20 protein-coding genes and 1 tRNA gene are annotated in these 16,031 nt (G+C 57.0%); 8 read left to right on the top strand and 13 right to left on the bottom strand.

Annotation, left to right across the window (positions count from 1 at the left end):
- Position 1 precedes the first annotated feature (1 nt).
- Positions 2 to 448 (bottom strand): DUF302 domain-containing protein, encoded by a 447-nt coding sequence (locus GS630_RS12730; protein ID WP_245223227.1) that lies wholly within the window; start codon positions 446 to 448, stop codon positions 2 to 4.
- A gap of 120 nt (positions 449 to 568) precedes the next feature.
- On the opposite strand from GS630_RS12730, the gene hisF reads away from it, so the two are divergent.
- The 3 genes from hisF to GS630_RS12715 all read left to right on the top strand — a co-directional run bounded on the left by hisF (position 569) and on the right by GS630_RS12715 (position 2,285).
- Positions 569 to 1,330 carry an imidazole glycerol phosphate synthase subunit HisF gene (gene hisF, locus GS630_RS12725; protein WP_171620605.1) on the top strand — a complete coding sequence of 254 codons (762 nt, stop codon included), beginning with the start codon at positions 569 to 571 and terminating at the stop codon, positions 1,328 to 1,330.
- A complete protein-coding gene (locus GS630_RS12720; RefSeq protein WP_171175376.1) occupies positions 1,327 to 1,644 on the top strand; it encodes a phosphoribosyl-ATP diphosphatase in 318 nt (105 codons plus the stop codon). The genes hisF and GS630_RS12720 overlap by 4 nt, the downstream gene beginning before the upstream one ends.
- A 68-nt stretch (positions 1,645 to 1,712) precedes the next feature.
- Positions 1,713 to 2,285 (top strand): hypothetical protein, encoded by a 573-nt coding sequence (locus tag GS630_RS12715; RefSeq protein WP_171175378.1) that lies wholly within the window; start codon positions 1,713 to 1,715, stop codon positions 2,283 to 2,285.
- Here the strand turns inward: GS630_RS12715 and GS630_RS12710 are convergent.
- The 4 genes from GS630_RS12710 to rlmB form a co-directional block, all read right to left on the bottom strand.
- Positions 2,282 to 2,752, bottom strand: coding sequence for a CoA-binding protein (locus GS630_RS12710; RefSeq protein ID WP_171175380.1), 471 nt, complete (start codon positions 2,750 to 2,752; stop codon positions 2,282 to 2,284). The two genes, GS630_RS12715 and GS630_RS12710, sit on opposite strands and share 4 nt — an antisense overlap.
- 196 nt (positions 2,753 to 2,948) lie before the next feature.
- A complete protein-coding gene (locus GS630_RS12705) occupies positions 2,949 to 3,401 on the bottom strand; it encodes a YHS domain-containing (seleno)protein (RefSeq protein WP_174836676.1) in 453 nt (150 codons plus the stop codon).
- Positions 3,402 to 3,504: 103 nt separating this feature from the next.
- Positions 3,505 to 3,786 (bottom strand): hypothetical protein, encoded by a 282-nt coding sequence (locus GS630_RS12700; RefSeq protein ID WP_171176233.1) that lies wholly within the window; start codon positions 3,784 to 3,786, stop codon positions 3,505 to 3,507.
- Positions 3,787 to 3,801: 15 nt separating this feature from the next.
- On the bottom strand, positions 3,802 to 4,572 hold the full coding sequence (gene rlmB / locus GS630_RS12695; RefSeq protein WP_171175384.1) for a 23S rRNA (guanosine(2251)-2'-O)-methyltransferase RlmB: 771 nt from the start codon (positions 4,570 to 4,572) through the stop codon (positions 3,802 to 3,804).
- A 116-nt stretch (positions 4,573 to 4,688) separates the two neighbouring features.
- On the opposite strand from rlmB, the gene GS630_RS12690 reads away from it, so the two are divergent.
- A tRNA-Tyr gene (locus GS630_RS12690) sits at positions 4,689 to 4,772 on the top strand.
- Positions 4,773 to 5,091: 319 nt separating this feature from the next.
- Here GS630_RS12690 and GS630_RS12685 read toward each other — a convergent pair.
- The 5 genes from GS630_RS12685 to GS630_RS12665 all read right to left on the bottom strand — a co-directional run bounded on the left by GS630_RS12685 (position 5,092) and on the right by GS630_RS12665 (position 10,525).
- Positions 5,092 to 5,613, bottom strand: a complete 522-nt coding sequence (locus GS630_RS12685; RefSeq protein ID WP_171175386.1) for a DUF2478 domain-containing protein — start codon at positions 5,611 to 5,613, stop codon at positions 5,092 to 5,094.
- 69 nt (positions 5,614 to 5,682) lie between these two features.
- A complete protein-coding gene (locus tag GS630_RS12680) occupies positions 5,683 to 6,348 on the bottom strand; it encodes an NnrU family protein (RefSeq protein ID WP_171620603.1) in 666 nt (221 codons plus the stop codon).
- 105 nt (positions 6,349 to 6,453) lie between these two features.
- Complete coding sequence (locus GS630_RS12675; protein ID WP_171620601.1) at positions 6,454 to 8,520, bottom strand: proline/glycine betaine ABC transporter permease; 2,067 nt, start codon at positions 8,518 to 8,520, stop codon at positions 6,454 to 6,456.
- Complete coding sequence (locus GS630_RS12670) at positions 8,517 to 9,566, bottom strand: glycine betaine/L-proline ABC transporter ATP-binding protein (protein ID WP_171175391.1); 1,050 nt, start codon at positions 9,564 to 9,566, stop codon at positions 8,517 to 8,519. The genes GS630_RS12675 and GS630_RS12670 overlap by 4 nt, the downstream gene beginning before the upstream one ends.
- Positions 9,567 to 9,574: 8 nt before the next feature.
- On the bottom strand, positions 9,575 to 10,525 hold the full coding sequence (locus GS630_RS12665) for an ABC transporter substrate-binding protein (RefSeq protein WP_171237229.1): 951 nt from the start codon (positions 10,523 to 10,525) through the stop codon (positions 9,575 to 9,577).
- A 417-nt stretch (positions 10,526 to 10,942) separates the two neighbouring features.
- Between GS630_RS12665 and GS630_RS12660 the strand changes: the two genes are divergently transcribed.
- Positions 10,943 to 11,605 carry a DNA-3-methyladenine glycosylase I gene (locus GS630_RS12660; RefSeq protein ID WP_171175397.1) on the top strand — a complete coding sequence of 221 codons (663 nt, stop codon included), beginning with the start codon at positions 10,943 to 10,945 and terminating at the stop codon, positions 11,603 to 11,605.
- 42 nt (positions 11,606 to 11,647) lie between these two features.
- The gene (locus GS630_RS12655; RefSeq protein WP_171237227.1) at positions 11,648 to 12,340 is read left to right on the top strand and encodes a hypothetical protein; all 693 of its coding nucleotides are present in this window, start codon (positions 11,648 to 11,650) and stop codon (positions 12,338 to 12,340) included.
- On the opposite strand, the gene GS630_RS12650 is transcribed toward GS630_RS12655, so the two are convergent.
- A complete protein-coding gene (locus tag GS630_RS12650; RefSeq protein WP_171175401.1) occupies positions 12,331 to 12,735 on the bottom strand; it encodes a cytochrome c in 405 nt (134 codons plus the stop codon). The genes GS630_RS12655 and GS630_RS12650 overlap by 10 nt on opposite strands.
- A 92-nt stretch (positions 12,736 to 12,827) precedes the next feature.
- Here GS630_RS12650 and GS630_RS12645 point away from each other — a divergent pair, with 92 nt between their 5' ends.
- Entirely contained in the window at positions 12,828 to 13,265 is a 438-nt protein-coding gene (locus GS630_RS12645) for a DMT family transporter (protein ID WP_171175403.1), read from the top strand.
- Here the strand turns inward: GS630_RS12645 and GS630_RS12640 are convergent.
- Positions 13,249 to 13,935: an ABC transporter ATP-binding protein gene (locus GS630_RS12640; protein ID WP_171620599.1), complete on the bottom strand. Its 687-nt coding sequence runs from the start codon at positions 13,933 to 13,935 to the stop codon at positions 13,249 to 13,251. The genes GS630_RS12645 and GS630_RS12640 overlap by 17 nt on opposite strands.
- Positions 13,928 to 15,223: a lipoprotein-releasing ABC transporter permease subunit gene (locus tag GS630_RS12635; protein ID WP_171620597.1), complete on the bottom strand. Its 1,296-nt coding sequence runs from the start codon at positions 15,221 to 15,223 to the stop codon at positions 13,928 to 13,930. Before GS630_RS12635 ends, GS630_RS12640 begins: the two co-directional genes overlap by 8 nt.
- Positions 15,224 to 15,580: 357 nt before the next feature.
- On the opposite strand from GS630_RS12635, the gene GS630_RS12630 reads away from it, so the two are divergent.
- Entirely contained in the window at positions 15,581 to 15,940 is a 360-nt protein-coding gene (locus GS630_RS12630; RefSeq protein ID WP_171175409.1) for a hypothetical protein, read from the top strand.
- The last annotated feature ends 91 nt before the right edge of the window (positions 15,941 to 16,031 follow it).

Here is a 16,031-nt window from a genome sequence, read left to right as displayed (position 1 = left end):
GCTACTGCGCGGCAGCGGCAGTCAGTTTCGCCAAAGCGCCGCGCATCTTTTCGATGACGGGTGACTTTTCGACCTCATCCAGCTCATCCATCGTTTCCTTGGGGTCTTCATAGGCCAGCCAGACCTGACCGCTGGCGTCCTCATAGGCTTGCACCTTGAGCGGCAGGAACAACCCAGCACGCGGGTCGATCTGCATGGCTGGCGTGCCCAGCGCAGGGTTACCGAAAATCAGCACCTGATTGGCAGGAATGGGCGTACCGACCTTTTCCGCTCCGGCCGCATGGTCAATTCGCGCAAACACGGTGGCCCCGGCATTGCCAACTGCTGCTTCCAACGCATCCAGCGCCTCAGCCACGGATTTACTTGTTTGAACTTTGATGATGTCGTCAGCCATGGCGGATAGAGCGCCCCCGAATGTTAGAATTGAAGCCAGAAGAAGATGTTTCATCTCGATAATCCTTTTCATGAATTTCACCCCTAATTTCCATGGCTTCACGATGGATCACAATCACAAGTCTGGCATCAGCGGTGCTTTGCCGGTAAAGGTCCGGCAACGAAGGACACCCAGATGCTGAAAACCCGGATCATTCCCTGTCTTGATGTCGCCGATGGCCGCGTGGTCAAAGGCGTGAATTTCGTTGGCCTGCGCGACGCGGGCGACCCGGTGGAATCGGCCAAGGCCTATGACGCCGCCGGCGCTGACGAGATATGTTTTCTGGACATCCATGCGACCCACGAAAACCGCGGAACGATGTTTGATGTGGTGCAGCGCACGGCTGAGCAGTGCTTTGTCCCACTGACAGTGGGTGGCGGTGTACGCACCAAGGAAGATGTGCGCGCCCTGCTGCTGGCTGGGGCGGACAAGGTCAGTTTCAACTCGGCCGCCGTCGCCAACCCGAACGTGATCGCGGAATCGGCTGACCAGTTTGGCAGTCAATGCATCGTTTGCGCCATAGACGCCAAGTCCGTCAGCCCCGGAAAGTGGGAAATTTTCACCCATGGTGGGCGAAAGCCTACCGGTATTGATGCGGTCGATTTTGCCAAAACAGTTGTTGCCAAAGGGGCCGGAGAAATCCTTCTGACCTCGATGGATCGTGACGGCACAAAAGCCGGGTTCAACTTGCCCCTGACCCGCGCCATTTCCGACGCGGTGAATGTACCGGTGATCGCCAGCGGAGGTGTCGGCAATCTGGACCATCTGGTGGAAGGTGTCACCAAAGGCGGCGCAAGCGCCGTGCTGGCGGCCTCGATCTTTCATTTCGGCGAATACACCATCCGCGAAGCCAAGGAACACATGGCCGCTGCGGGCATTCCGATGAGGCTAACATGAGCATCCTGCACGATCTGGCCTTCACGATTGAGGCCCGCAAAGACGCAGACCCGGACTCCAGTTGGACAGCCAAGCTGCTGGCCAAAGGTCCCGAGAAATGTGCAGAGAAGTTTGGCGAAGAAGCTGTTGAGGCGATCATCGAGGCCGTCAAGGATGACAAAACCAGGCTGACCTCTGAGGCGGCTGATGTTCTGTATCACCTTCTGGTCATGCTGGCCTCGCGGAACGTGGCACTGGATGATGTCCTGACCGAACTGGCACGTCGTCAGGGCGTCAGCGGTATCGCGGAAAAGGCTTCCCGCCCTAAGAGGTAACACCTGGGTTCCGCGTCGCTGTTTGGACCGCTATACTTGGACGTCAGATTGGCAGCCGAGGGCGCGACATGATCCGAGTTTTGATGCTTGTGGCAACGCTTGCCATCGTCGCGGGCTGCTCTGCGCCACCGCCCTCGACCGGGGACCAGGTTCAACGCCTGGCAACTGAAATTCAAAGTTTGGGTCCTGACATAGATCCCGAAGAAGCCCAACGAGCGGCGCAGGTTGCCTACGCCTACACCGCACAGCTGGTCGATGAATACCAGATCACTGACCCGCCATTGATCCACAACGCAAAGGTCAACAAAGGCGTGCGCCCACGCGGGCTCTGCTGGCACTGGGCCGAGGACATTGAGCGTCGTCTGAAGCAGGAAAATTTCCAAACGCTTGAGATGCATCGCGCCATAGCCAATGCCGATAATCCGCTGAGAATCGACCACTCCACAGCGATCATCAGCCGCAAGGGGGAATCGTTGTATGACGGTGTCGTACTGGACCCGTGGCGCTATGGCGGGGTGTTGTTCTGGTCTCCGCTGGTCGAGGACACCCGTTACGAATGGGTGCCGCGCGACGTGGTGCTAGAGAAGCGGCGACAGGAACAGGTGGCCCGGCTGAAACCCTATCAGCCAGCAACGCCCTAAAGTTTGGACGAGATGATTCCGGTCGAAAATCCGCCCATGCGCAGCTCGCCAAACAGGCGCTGATACTCGATCTTGGGACAGCGGTTCATCACTACGTCAACGCCCCGTGCTTCGGCCTTTGCCTCCGCTTCGGCATGTTCAACCCCGATCTGCATCCAAATCGTGCTGAGAGAGGGAAAAACGTCCAGAGCTTCGTCAACGATAGGCGGCACAGCTTCGGACCGCCGAAAAATATCCACCATATCCACAGGCTCGGTTATGTCCGAAAGACTACCTCGCACTGTCTGACCGAATAGGTCTTTGCCTGCATGGCCCGGATTGACCGGGATCACATCAAATCCCTTCAAGGTTAGATAGCGCGCCACGTAGAAACTGGGTCGCACAGGGTTCAACGACACTCCTACAACGGCAACCGTCTTGGTGCGTTGCAGAATGGTCTTGAGGTGCTGATCGGGATAATTTGACATGCCCTATCCTTAACAGGGTTATCAAAAGAAAAAAGCGCCCAAGACAGCTTGGGCGCCAGTTGTTGGAACGAGGGACAGTGAAATGACCCGCGGCAGTTCCGTTCCGCGGTCACTGTGACATTTAGGCATGAGTTGGTGAAAAAAAAGAGGGGGCGCGCATTTTTGTGATGACTTTTCACAATTAGCTGATTCTTGCCTAGTTGTGGTACAAGATCACCGGCCAGTTTTCTTCTGCCATTTCAATGAATTCCGCCCTATCCTGCTGCCACATCATCTCAATCTGCTTTGAGTGCGTCAGATACAGGCGGCCATCGACCACCTGCCACGCATTGGGATCGGTGCTTTTCAGAACCCCTTTGGCCATCGCGTAAGAACAATACCCGCCAAACTGCGGAGCAAAGGCCCGGGGGTTGCTTTCAAAGCGCTCTCGGTTTTCCGCAGATGAAAAATGCCATTTTGCCCCTTTCCACATCACAGCGTTTTCCGGGGCACCCATAACGGGCGTCGCGCCTTCGAAGTAGGTCACGGGATCATACCCGGCCATCGCCACACCTTCGGTGGCGAAATAGACGGGATTGTCCTGCGCGGAAACGGCAGAAGAAAGGAATACAGCGCTTAGCGCGCCAAGGATGGAACGTTGGATCAGCATCGCCACGTCAGAATCTGGAGTCTTGAGGTATCAACATGCAAGTTTTCGGCGGTAACGGAAGCCCCGTTGACAAGGATGTGATCGAGTTTCAACGCAAGGGCGCCTAGTCGAAAATATCCTCAATCACGTCCCAGGCTTCGTCAAACACACGTGAGAACACGCTCTTTTTCTTCTTTTTACGTTTTGCCCTTGAATGCACCATATGAGACACGGCAGGTCGCGCCTGTTTTTCTTTCACGGCCTTACGCTTTGGAATCATCTTGAGATCATGTAGCGGAGCACCGCAGCTTGAACAGCTAAGCTCATGCCGCTCTTTTCCCTTCAGGACCAGGGCCGCACGAGTGCCGCAATAACAGCAGGTGGCGATTTTGGATGGACCGGAAATGGCGCTCTCCTTTGCTCAGGAACGAGATGCATATAAGGCGATTGCCGCCGCGTTTGAGACATTCAGTGACCCAAACCCGCCTGCTGCGTCAATTTTCACCAACTGATCGACGGTTTCTTTGGTCTTCTGCCGCAAGCCCGGGCCTTCGGCACCAAGCACAAGCGCCACGGGGCGATCATGCCCCTCGACCAACGCACCTTCGATCGTCATATCGGCTTCGCCGTCCAGTCCAAGAACCAGAAACCCCATGCCCTGAAGCTCGATGATCGCGTCTGCAAGGTTGCGCACCCGCAAATATGGTTGGCGTTCCAGCGCACCGCTGGCGGTTTTGGCCAGCGCCCCTGTTTCAGGTGCAGAGTGATGCCGCGTACCTATCACAGCGCTGGCCCCCAAAACTTCGGCTGAGCGCAGAATCGCCCCAACGTTATGTGGATCAGTCACTCGGTCCAGCAGAATGACTCTTGGGTTTTCCCGTCCAATACAGTTTTCGGCCAGACCGCCCCAATCCAACGGCTTGACCTCAAGCGCAGCACCCTGGTGAACCGAACCAGCATCAATAGGCGCGGTGAACTTGCGTGGATCAACCATCTCGGCTTCAATCCCAGCAAATTCAATGGCTTCCGCCAGCTTGTCACGGGCGTTACGTGTCACGATCAGGCGCAATTTCTGACGATTTGGGTTCATCAAAGCATCCCGCACCGCATGCAAGCCGAACAGCCAGACGGTTTCGGCCGCAGCGGCTTTACGCGCCTGTTCCTTTTCGACGACCCATTTGGGTTTCTTCATTTTATGGGCCTCCGGGCCGAGAATTCGGTTTCCTGCGCCAAAGCGAAATTTTCCTGTTGACGCTCCTTTGGTGCGCTAGTAATCACGCCTCCACGTCAGGTGCAACGCCTGACAGTGGGCGACAGGCCGCAAGGTGTGGCAGGGGACTGTAACTCCCTCGCGGAGACGCACGCCTGGTTCGATTCCAGGGTCGCCCACCATCTTTCCAACTGAGCGTGAAGATGTGCAGAGTGTGTTTTTGGCACGCTGTGATCGGGTTGGTTGGCGTTGTGCGCGGTTGAAAAAAACCAAGGTTTAAGAACCAACCGTTTGATCTGATTACACTGTTGCGAAGCACTTCCCGGTGCCCTTGATCATTTTCGTTTCCAGAGGGGTATTGAAGCCGCGACAGCATCACCGCCTGTAAGACGCAGTCCAAGTCTGTCTGGTTTTTTCCGGGCTGAAGCCCCTGCAATATCGAAAAAAGGCGCTGAATGCGCTTCGGCGCCTTTTTTACCCTGTTTTTAGGGGTTTACTACCTTACTCTGCCGCCGTGCGCAGTTCTGAAACCTTGTTGAACCACGCCTCGATTGCATCTAGGTCCGCCGGGAGGGCTTCCGCAGCGCCGTCCGCGAACGCCTGAAACTTTTCTTCGTTCAACCCGTTCACGCCGACCAGCACCGGGATGTCCATCGCCAATGCTTCGCCGATCACAGGGCGGAATCCTCGGCCATCCGATTCGTGCTTGCCGAATTTGTTGATGATCAGCAACTGGGGTGCTTTTTCAAGCGAAGCAGTCACATACCCAACCGCCTGTTCCAGCGCTGCGGGGTCTAGGCGGCAACCGCGCGACTGTGTTCCTAGAGATTGCGAAATGCGGATGGTCTCACCCTTTGGCAGCACGCGCACATCCATATCGCATTTGCTGCTGTCCGCGCATTCGGTGTTGGTCTGAACAACGCCCGCCAGTTTCGCGCCCGAAGCCAGCAGGTGTTCTGCAACAGCGCTTAACAGGCGATCAGTGGCGCCGCGATCGGTAGTGGTGACATAGGCCAGATTCATCTTGGACCTCTTGTTTTTCATTTCGACACTTCAAATAGCACGCTCAGGCGTATCCGACCACTCCCCCAGCTACGGAAACGGAGACAGACCGATCACAGGAGCGTGCAGGTGAAGAAGAACCGCATAGGCGGCAAGTGCGGTCATCCATACCCAGGGACGTGGCCAAGAGCGCGGCGCACGGAGTGAAAAGCGCGCAGTATTTCGAGACAACCGGACCCATTCAATCCCCATTTCGCTAAGTTTGCGACGGTCGATCAAAGACATGCCCATGGCTGCGAAACCGGCAAACAGGCCAAACAGGATGACATGTGACAGGCTGCCATTGGCCAGCAAATGTGCCAATGCCCACAACATCAACGCGGCAAGGACCGGGTGGCGGGTGGTGCGCAGGATACCGGGCTGCTCTGGGTCAAAGGCCCGGTTGCCTAGCCCGCCAAACGAGAACGGATTTTGAATGGCCAGCCCCGCAAGGGCCAGCCAACAGACGACCGGCATGATCAGTACTGGCACCCAGCGCAATACTGGAAACGGTGGAATGACCTCCACATAAGGTGCGTTTGCGGCTGCAATGATCAGCCAGACCAACACAGCCAGCGACAGGATCGAATACCCTGCAAAATACCCGCGATGCCCCAGCGTTCCGATTAGCCACCCTCGCACCGCCGGCCGCACGGGAATTGCGTGGCTGAGAAGGAACGTGACAAGCGCTGCGAGAAATAGAACCCAACCGGTCATGGTGATCTCCGAACGTATTGGGATCGGTCTAGATCAGGATGGCGGCGACTTCCTTGTCCGAAATCAAGTTTTGCGCAGGGGCAGACATGCCGCCCCTGCCCTGTGTTATAAGCCAAGTGCCGCGCGGCGTTCTTCGGCAAAGCCCTGCACAATGCGGTCTGCGATCAGTGCCAGAATCGCCATCGCGGCCCCGGCCGAAATTCCCAGCCCGACATCCGCCTGACCCAGCGCCAGATAGATCGACTGACCCAAGCCGGTGGTCCCGATCAACGCCGCGATGACCAGCATCGCAAAGGCATAAAGGATGGTTTGGTTCAGCCCCAGCAGTATGGTCGGTGCAGCATAAGGTGCACGTACATCCCGCATGATCTGCCACTCGGTCGCACCGCTGGAGACAGCGGCCTCCATCATTTCTTCTGGCGTGTTGACCAGCCCATGCCGCGTATAGCGGATCATGGGGACGATGGCGTAGGCACAGATTGCGAGAAAGGCCGAGAACTCACCGATCTGGAACACCATCAGCACGGGGATCAGGAACACAAACAATGGAATCGTCTGCAGCATATCGCAGATCGGGCGGACCACTTTCCACACAGGCTCCCATACCGCGCTGGCAAGGCCGATCAGACCGCCGACAACTGCGCAGGAAAACACTGCTGCACCACTGAGGTAGAGCGACAGAAGCGCCCTTTCCCAAAGACCTGAAACAAGAATGGTGCACAGCAGACCCACGCATAGCGCGGCAAGACGCCAACCGCCCGCAACCCAGCCCAGAGCAGCCGCTCCGGTCAAGACAAAAGGCCATGGCAGGTTCGCGATGCCGGTTTCCAGCATTCCGATCAGGATCAAAACAATCAAGCCACCCGTCAGCCGCCCACGCCATGCCATCAGCAGCGTAATCACAGCACCAACGGTGAACAGGCCGTAGCTCATGCCCGCTGTCCACTGAAAGCCCCAGGTGAAAGGCAGAACTGCCTGATCCAGCCCGATCCGCAAAGGCAGCAGCACATAGAACAGCGAATTGTTCTTCAGCGCATCCAGCCAGGGGCCATTGTTTTGCGTAAACGCCGTCAGGCCGCTGTCTACGGCTTCGGCCATGGGGTCCAGAAGGGTCAGTTCGGACGGGTTCGGCAGCCACGCCCAGAAGGCGGCCGTGAAGATAATAGCAAAGCCCAGCATGGCCCAGACAACGCGGCTGTCATAGCGCTTGCGCTCGGTTGCCAGCGTGCCGCTCATCCGGTCGATCACCACGGCAAAGACCACGATGACCAGACCAGCCATCAGCGATTCACCGAACTGCGCCTTGCGCATGGTCAGCAGAACCTCCCAGCCGATATCGTTGAAACCTCCGATAACGGCGGCAATGATGACCATCGACAAGGCGGCCATCAGACATTGGTTCACACCGACCATGATCTGCGTTGTGGCAGCAGGGATTTCGACCTGAAACAATTGCTGGAACCGAGTGCCACCAGACATGATGGCGGCTTCTTTGATCTCGGGCTCGACCCGCTCCAACCCCAGCATCACATTGCGCGCCATAGGCGGCGCAGCGTAGATGGCCGAGGCGATCAGGCCAACAACAGGCCCAAAGCCGAACAGCAGCAAAAGCGGTGTCAGATACGCAAAGGTCGGCACCGTCTGCATCACATCCAGAACGGCTTGAACAAAGGTTTTAACCTTCGGCACTTCATTGGCAAGGATGCCGATACCACCCCCCAAAATAAGTGCCACCGGGACCGACACGGCAACAAGGGCCAGCGTATTCATGCTCTCAGCCCAATAGCCGGACGCCAGTACAAAACTGAGCCCCAGAAAACCCAACGCGGCCATGGGCATTCCGCCCAGATACCAGCCCAGCGCGGTCACAATCCCGATCAGAATGGGCCATGGCGTATTGCCTAACACGAAATTCGCCCAGTTCATTGGATAGGTCATCATGTCCGAGAACAGCCGCATCGCCGGTTTGATCAGGTTGAGAAACCAGTCAAGAAATGCCCCAACCCATTGGGTTGCAGGCAGTTCCCATGCGGCAGGCCATTTGGCCAGCCACGGGGCGATGCCCTCAAACGCAAGGCAAACCGCACCGACGATGACCGTGATCAAAGCAGCCTTCGCACCCGCCGTCAGGTGCGCGCTGTGTTGCGTCGGAAGATCAGTGACAGCGGTCATGCTTCGTCCACCTGCAATGCGGAGGCCAGATCCGAGGGATGAACCGTGCCGACGACATTGCCGCTGGCATCCCGCACCGGCACGGGCTCGTACAGTTCCATGCAATGCGCAAGGGCGGCATCCAGCGTCATCGAAGTGGTCAGGCCGGGATCGTCCGGACCACATTCCGCCTCGCTCCGCATGACCGAAGCGACCTTGGCGTGCTGACCCTTGGCCACGTCCTTGGAAAACTCGCGCACATAATCATCAACCGGTCGCAGCACGATATCAGTTGGGGTACCGATCTGAACGATCTTGCCGTCGCGCATGATCGCGATGCGATCGGCCAGTTTCAGCGCCTCTTGAATATCGTGTGTGATGAAGACGATAGACTTCTTCAATGTCGCCTGAATGCGCAGAAATTCGTCCTGCAACTGGCGACGGATCAACGGGTCGAGGGCCGAAAACGGCTCGTCCAGAAACCAGATATCGGGGTTCACGGCCAAGGACCGCGCGATGCCTACTCGCTGACGCTGACCACCTGAAAGCTGGCGAGGAAAGCTGTCTTCGCGCCCTTCCAGACCGACGAGTGAGATGACTTCCTGCGCCCTTGCCAGACGTTCTTTTTTGCTCACGCCCTGCACGCGCAGCGGATAAGCGACGTTTTCGGCAACGGTCATGTGTGGGAACAGGCCAAAGTGCTGGAACACCATACCCAGCTTTTTGCGGCGCAACTCGGTCAAGGCCTTCTTTGAGGCTCCGATGACATTTGCGCCGTCGACCCGAATCTCGCCACCCGTGCCGGGCAACAGTTGCGAGATACAACGGATCAACGTGGATTTACCCGAGCCTGACAGGCCCATGATGACGAACAGTTCGCCTTCTTTGACCTCGAAATTGGCATCCTGCACCGCCGGGATGAATCCGTTTTCCCGCAGATCGGAGGCGGCCTTATCAGCGTCATTCCCTGACCGAGACAGCGCGTCGGTCAGGGCCTTTTCAGCGCCGGGGCCAAAGACCTGCCAGAGGTTCTGGCAGGCAATGGCTGGCATAGTCGCGTCAGTCACTTACGTGCTCACTGCGTCGCTGCGTCAACAACCGGACGCCACTTGCCTTCGTTTTCGGCCATCCACGCAGCGACAACTTCTTCGACCTGACCGCCATCAACGTCGATCGCACCCATCATCGGTTGCTGGTCTTCGACCGCCAGTTGATAGTTTGACAGGATTTCATAAGCGGCGGGCCACTTGTCTTCCATACCGCTCCAGCTGGCCTTGAAGATGCGAGACGGCGAGAAATCGCAGTCATTCACTGCATTGGGATTCGGGCCCCAGGCCGGATCATTAAAGCACGCCTCTTCTCCCGCAGGCAGGTCGACGAACTGAACGTCGTAGGCCGACATCGCCCAATGCGGCTGCCAGAAGGTGATCAGCAGCGGTGATTTACGCTCGGTCGAGGCGCGCAGCTCGGCGATCAGGGCACCCTCGGACCCCGCAGGCACGGCTTTAAAAGGCAGTTCCAGGCCGGTCATGCGGTCTGCGCCGGGTGTGCCCCAATCGGCCGGATAGTCGACAAGACGGCCACCGGGCAGAGTTTCAGCGGTTGCGAAAACCTGCGCACAATCCTTCAGTGCCTCCCACGCGGGCAGGCCCGGGCACAGATCCGCCACGTGTGCCGGGTACGCAATGCCCTCTTTGGCATCCAAGCCCAAATCACCGATTTCAACCACGGTGCCTTCGTCGATCTTCTTGGCGTATTCGTCTGACACGTTGGACGACCAGATTTCCAGTGTCGCGTCGATGTCGCCATCGGCCAGCGCCTGGAACTGGTTCATCATACCCGCTGTCACATATTCGACGTTGTACCCAGCTGCCTTGAGCATCTCACCCGCCACATGTGTGGTCACGTGCTGACCGGTCCATTCATTGATCGCCAGTTTGATCGGTTCATCCACAGCGCCCATGTCCGCCGCCTGCGCCGCACCTGCAACGCTCAGAGCCATTAGGCTTACACTCAGTTTCTTCATGGACTTTCTCCCAGTCTTAATTGTTTTCCTGAACCCGGTTATGACCTTCCTGCCGGGTCTCTTGTTTGACGACACCATCATGTCGCAACATGCACAAACTTTGTCGGAAAAGGAAAGTGTGGCGATTGTGAAAAGCAAAGTCTTTCGCCCTACTCTTTCTTTTTCGCTCCACTTAAGCGCACTTGCGGCGCTCAACCCGACCTGTCCCATGCCCCTGTTTTTCACACGGGACATTGACTGACGAGTCAATCAAAACCAAATTTCGACCGTTTGTCGAGAAATACTTTGCAAAAGCCCGTTTTTTCATCGTCAAGGTCAAAGCCCGTTATCCACCGATTCAACGCGCAAGAACTGATTCCCCATTGCAAAACCGGAACAAACGATAAACATTTTCAGCATAACCTTGAGATTGAACAAATGCGCACCTTTGACGAAATCTTCGACATCTCAGCATCACGGCACGGCGGGCCGGATGCATTGCAAGCCATGCTGCACAAACCCAAAAGCCCTGAGGAACTGGCAGCAATACCCGAAGATCGTTGGCTTGCCATGTTAACCAAATGTGTTTTTCAGGCCGGGTTCAACTGGAAGGTCATCGAGAACAAATGGGATGGTTTCGAGGTGGCATTTGACGGGTTCGACGTGGGTCGATGCGCGTTTATGGATGACGAAAAATTCGATGCGTTGCTGCAAGACAAACGAATCGTTCGCAACGGCACCAAGATCGCAGCCGTTCGTGACAATGCCGCGTTTCTGATGGAACTGCGCGAAGAAGGCGGTGCGGGCAAAGTACTGGGGGGCTGGCCCTCGGCAGATTACATCAACTTGCTGGCACTGCTGGCCAAGCGCGGGTCGCGACTGGGCGGTGCGTCTGCGCAATACGCGATGCGTTTCATAGGACGTGACAGTTTTATTCTGTCCCAGGACGTTACCGCCCGGCTGATCGCCGAAGGCGTGATCGACAAACCTGCCACGTCCAAGAAAGCGATGTTGGCCGTCCAGAAAGCTTTTAATACATGGATGGACCAATCCGGGCGGTCCTTGACCGAAATCAGCCGGGTGCTGGCCATGAGCCTGTGAAAACGGTTTGCGGAACCGGCGCGGCAGACTAGGATTCTACGTATGGTTCTGCGCGTATTTCTAGTTTCTCTCTTGTTTCTATCGTCCTGCGGTCGTCCGCTGACAGAGCCAGAGCGCGTGTTTGCAGAAAGCATCCAAGGAGAAACACTGAACCTGGATAGTGTGCGTCTGGTCGAAGGGGCTCCGGTCGCCCCGGTGACGTATTTCCGAGAGGAACGCCCACGTCAGGCTTGCCGCGAGCTTATTCTGCCGCCGGTCGAAGCTGGGCTTGTGACAGGCAAACCAGCTGCCGTCGCCCTTTTCAACAAGGTCTACTTTGCGCGCGACTGGTATCTGGAAGATTATATGACCGACTTCCCCGATCAGATGAACCTGATTGCCGCGATGCTGCTGGCCCATGAACTGACCCATGTCTGGCAATGGCAAAATCGCGCAACCACCGGCTATCACCCTTTACGGGCCGCGGCGGAGCATGGCGGGCGGCGGGATCCGTATCTGTTCGATCTGGACACCTCGCCTGACTTTTTGTCCTACGGCTTCGAACAGCAGGGCGCGATCGTCGAAGAATACGTTTGCTGCCGTGCGCTGGACCCTCAGGCCGAACGCACAGCAAGGCTCCACACTATGTTGGGCGCACATTTCGACCTGTCTCCGTTGCCGGAAAAAGGGCGTGAACGAGCGGTTCTTTTGCCGTGGAGCGAAGCCGAAGTAGACGGGATTTGCAGTCAGTCCTGAAGCGTTTCCAGATAGGCCACCAGATCCACAATAGGCTGGCTTGTCAGGATCGGCTGTCCCTGCGGCGTTTTCATCGATGTGTCCTGCCCATCAAAATACGGGCCATACACCGGCATCGGGCTGCCGTGGCTGACCAAAGGGTCCCGTCCATCGATCCGGCCAACTACGCGGGCGGTTGGGAAAAGACCATCCTGGCCGGATAAATCGGTCAAATCAGTCGGCTGCACGACCAACACACTGGCCATAGGCCCCTGCCCGGTCGCATCAATCCCATGACAGGTTGCACAATAGTGCATGTAAAGTTCTTGTCCGATCTTGGCGTCCTGCGCCAAAGCGGCCTGAGACGATACGACTGAAACCGACAATACCAGCGCACCAAGGGTTGCCTTGAACATCCTATCCTCCTGTCAAGATTGACAATTGAAGGGTTGCCCGGCGGATGTCTTGGCGCAATGATCCAGATCAACGCAGGCGGAGGGCACGGGCCATGACACAATACGCAGCGATTATGCTGGCAGCCGGGATCGGCGTCCCTATTCTTGCGGCGTTGAACGCGGCCCTAGGCAAGCTGATTGGCTCCCCAACCACCGCCGCCGTGATCCTGTTTGCGATCGCCTTTATCGCGTCGGCCTTAGTGATGCTTCTATTTCCGGGTCTCGAAGCGCTTTCCAAGGTGGCTGCGACCCCGAAACACTTGTTGCTGGCCGGTGTTCTGATCTCGTTCTATGTTCTGTCGATCACCCACGTGGCCCCGCACTTCGGTGTCGGTAACGCGGTTTTCTTTGTATTGCTGGGGCAATTGATCAGCACAGCGGCGATTGACCATTTCGGCCTGTTTGGCGCTCAGATCACGCCACTGACATGGATACGAGCCGGCGGAATCGCCGTAATGGCCATAGGCGTTGCGATCACGCAACTGGCCTGAGCACCCCGCCCTCAAGCTTGACCATTCGGTCCATACGAGCCGCCAGATCCAGGTTGTGGGTCGCAATCAAGGCCGAAAGCCCTTCGTCGCGCACCAGTGCCATCAGCGCGTCAAAAACCTGATCCGAGGTTTCCGGGTCCAGATTGCCGGTCGGCTCATCCGCCAACAAAACACGCGGTGCGTTGGCCAGCGCCCGGCAAAAGGCCACACGCTGTTGTTCCCCGCCCGACAACGCCGCAGGGCGGTGGCTGGCACGTGGGGCGACGCCAACCCGATCCAGAAGGTCCATAGCCCGCGCCTGCGCAGCTTTTTCGGAAACGCCATTCGCCAGTTGTGGCAGGGTGATGTTTTCCAAAGCCGTGAATTCGGGCAGAAGGTGGTGAAACTGATACACGAACCCGACGTCCCGCCGACGTAGTGCAGTTCTGGTACGATCACCCTTGCCGGTCACGCCCTGACCGGCAATCTCGACCGAGCCTTCATCGGGCCTATCCAACAGGCCCGCGATGTGAAGAAGCGTTGATTTGCCCGCACCTGACGGAGCAACCATCGCAACGGCCTCCCCCGCGCGTAAGTCCAGATCAACCCCACGCAGTACCTGCACCTCGCCCGGTGTGCCCTTTAGGTAGGTTTTGGTCAGCCCGCTCAGACGCAATGTGACATCACTCATAACGCAACGCCTCGACCGGGTTCAGCCGTGCCGCGCGACGGGCTGGGAAAAAGGTGACAATGAAAGACAGGCCAAGCGACAGGCCGATGGCCTTGAGCACGTCACTCAGGTGCAACTCGGCCGGTAAAGCGTAAATTCCGCGGATCGACGGGTCCCAGACACCACCGCCCATCACGTAATTCACAAAAGAAAAGATCGGATCGATGTAGATTGCGAAAAGGCATCCCAGAATAACACCCATCGCCGTGCCTATCAGGCCGGTGAATGCACCGCAGATGAAAAAGACCCGCAGAACGGACCCTTCGCTCAGACCGATGGTCCGCAGGATGCCGATGTCTCGACCCTTGTTTTTAACCAGCATGATCAGGCCCGAAACGATATTCATCGCGGCAATCAGAACCAGAATCGAAAGGATGATGAACATCACGTTGTCTTCAACTTCCAGCGCGCGAAGAAAGCCGCCGGACGCATCTTGCCATGTCCATATCTGACTGCGTTCGCCCGAGGCCTCAATGATCGAAATCAGAATTGGACCCAGATTTTCCGGCTGCTGCACCATCACTTCGATCTCATCCGCAACACCTTCACGGTTGAAGAAACTCTGAGCTTGCGAAAACGGCATATACACGCGGGTGCGGTCGATGTCGTAGCGACCAGCTGAAAACACATAGACAACGCGATACGCGTTTACACGCGGTGAAGTGCCAAAGGCGGTCTTGACCCCATTTGGCGAGGTCAGCTTGACGACATCCCCCACGGTGGCTCCGATACTGCGCGCAACACCGGATCCAATGGCGATGACATCTTCACCTGTTTGAAACTCTGTCAGATCGCCTGCGGCCTGCTCTGCCTGGGCGATACCCGGCAAATCGAACAGATCGTCGGGTCGGATGCCAAACACCTCAACCCCACTGCTGCGGTCGCGATTGGTGATCAACACCTGCCCTTTTACCAAAGGCGCAGCCCGTTCAACTCCGGCGACCTGCGCGATCCGGGCTGCGCGATCTTCGTAATCGGCTATCGTTCGGTCGACCTGACCCTGATCATCAATTTCCCCGGACGAATAGACTGTCACATGTGCGTTGGCACCCAGAATTGTGCCCACAAATTCCGCACGGAAGCCCGACCGAACCGCCAACGTCGCAATCAGTGCGAACACTGCAAGCGTGATACCGATCAGAGAAATCCACGTCATCACACTTACACCACCTTCAGCCCTGCGGGCCCGAAGGTAACGCCAGGCGATCTTCCATTCAAAAGGGGCAAAGGGCGGGGGTGTCTTGGCCATGCCTGCTCCGGGGTGTTTCTTGTTTGCGGCGACAGTTTCGGCATTTCTCCCGATGGTCAAGCCGGTAGTCGCAAAGACCCCATACCTCGGCCCGAATGAGCCGCATTGATTCGGTTCACCACAGATACGTCGCCGCAAAATGGATGACTTCGAAACGTAGCGTTATACCATGAGTTGTGAAGACCTTCACAGACACGACCGGATTGTTTCAGTTATGAAGTTAATCATCGCGCTTCGTGAGTCTGTGAATCGAAAAGGCAACAATGATGGCGAAATTTTATTACTCATTTTGATTATTTTTGGAAACTTTGTCACCCTAACTACGGGGGAACACATTTAACGAGCGGGGGTCGCTCAATGAATTTTCAAATTTCTACCAATGGCGCGGGCTCAATTCCGACTCGCAGGGCATCAACAGAACTGGATTGTGAAACAGCAGCACTGCTGCGCGCGGCCATTCGGCCGATCTTTGTCAGCGCGGCAAGCTGGAGCAATTTGGCAGACATCCTAAAAGAAAAAGGATATCGACTGGTGTTTCGCCAGGGCCGTTTGTGCATCACGGATCGAACAACCGACGCACGCGTTTGTGGGCTACGGTTTCTGGGCCTCGAGTTTCGTGAACTGGTCAGCCGTCTGGGTCGTCCCATTGTTGTCGCTCGAGGCGACGACGCCGATGGCGACGTTCTGGCAGAGCGTCCGACACCAGACCAAAATTAAGGCCCGGGCCGGTCGCTTTGCTTTGGCCTCAGTTAGCGGCCAGATCAGATGTACTCGGCGTGACTGACAGCGCAGCATCCGATGATCGCGA

The organism is Ruegeria sp. HKCCD7303 (genome assembly GCF_013111185.1).
Lineage (GTDB): Bacteria > Pseudomonadota > Alphaproteobacteria > Rhodobacterales > Rhodobacteraceae > Ruegeria.
The sequence above is the reverse complement of the archived record's forward strand: the minus strand, read 5'-3'. Positions and strand labels throughout refer to the sequence as shown.

Coding starts and splice junctions, on each gene's coding strand:
- GS630_RS12730 (WP_245223227.1), bottom strand. CDS start 448: ATGAAACATCTTCTTCTGGCTTCAATTCTAACATTCGGGGGCGCTCTA.
- hisF (WP_171620605.1), top strand. CDS start 569: ATGCTGAAAACCCGGATCATTCCCTGTCTTGATGTCGCCGATGGCCGC.
- GS630_RS12720 (WP_171175376.1), top strand. CDS start 1,327: ATGAGCATCCTGCACGATCTGGCCTTCACGATTGAGGCCCGCAAAGAC.
- GS630_RS12715 (WP_171175378.1), top strand. CDS start 1,713: ATGATCCGAGTTTTGATGCTTGTGGCAACGCTTGCCATCGTCGCGGGC.
- GS630_RS12710 (WP_171175380.1), bottom strand. CDS start 2,752: ATGTCAAATTATCCCGATCAGCACCTCAAGACCATTCTGCAACGCACC.
- GS630_RS12705 (WP_174836676.1), bottom strand. CDS start 3,401: ATGCTGATCCAACGTTCCATCCTTGGCGCGCTAAGCGCTGTATTCCTT.
- rlmB (WP_171175384.1), bottom strand. CDS start 4,572: ATGAAGAAACCCAAATGGGTCGTCGAAAAGGAACAGGCGCGTAAAGCC.
- GS630_RS12685 (WP_171175386.1), bottom strand. CDS start 5,613: ATGAATCTGGCCTATGTCACCACTACCGATCGCGGCGCCACTGATCGC.
- GS630_RS12680 (WP_171620603.1), bottom strand. CDS start 6,348: ATGACCGGTTGGGTTCTATTTCTCGCAGCGCTTGTCACGTTCCTTCTC.
- GS630_RS12675 (WP_171620601.1), bottom strand. CDS start 8,520: ATGACCGCTGTCACTGATCTTCCGACGCAACACAGCGCGCACCTGACG.
- GS630_RS12665 (WP_171237229.1), bottom strand. CDS start 10,525: ATGAAGAAACTGAGTGTAAGCCTAATGGCTCTGAGCGTTGCAGGTGCG.
- GS630_RS12660 (WP_171175397.1), top strand. CDS start 10,943: ATGCGCACCTTTGACGAAATCTTCGACATCTCAGCATCACGGCACGGC.
- GS630_RS12655 (WP_171237227.1), top strand. CDS start 11,648: ATGGTTCTGCGCGTATTTCTAGTTTCTCTCTTGTTTCTATCGTCCTGC.
- GS630_RS12650 (WP_171175401.1), bottom strand. CDS start 12,735: ATGTTCAAGGCAACCCTTGGTGCGCTGGTATTGTCGGTTTCAGTCGTA.
- GS630_RS12645 (WP_171175403.1), top strand. CDS start 12,828: ATGACACAATACGCAGCGATTATGCTGGCAGCCGGGATCGGCGTCCCT.
- GS630_RS12640 (WP_171620599.1), bottom strand. CDS start 13,935: ATGAGTGATGTCACATTGCGTCTGAGCGGGCTGACCAAAACCTACCTA.
- GS630_RS12635 (WP_171620597.1), bottom strand. CDS start 15,223: ATGGCCAAGACACCCCCGCCCTTTGCCCCTTTTGAATGGAAGATCGCC.
- GS630_RS12630 (WP_171175409.1), top strand. CDS start 15,581: ATGAATTTTCAAATTTCTACCAATGGCGCGGGCTCAATTCCGACTCGC.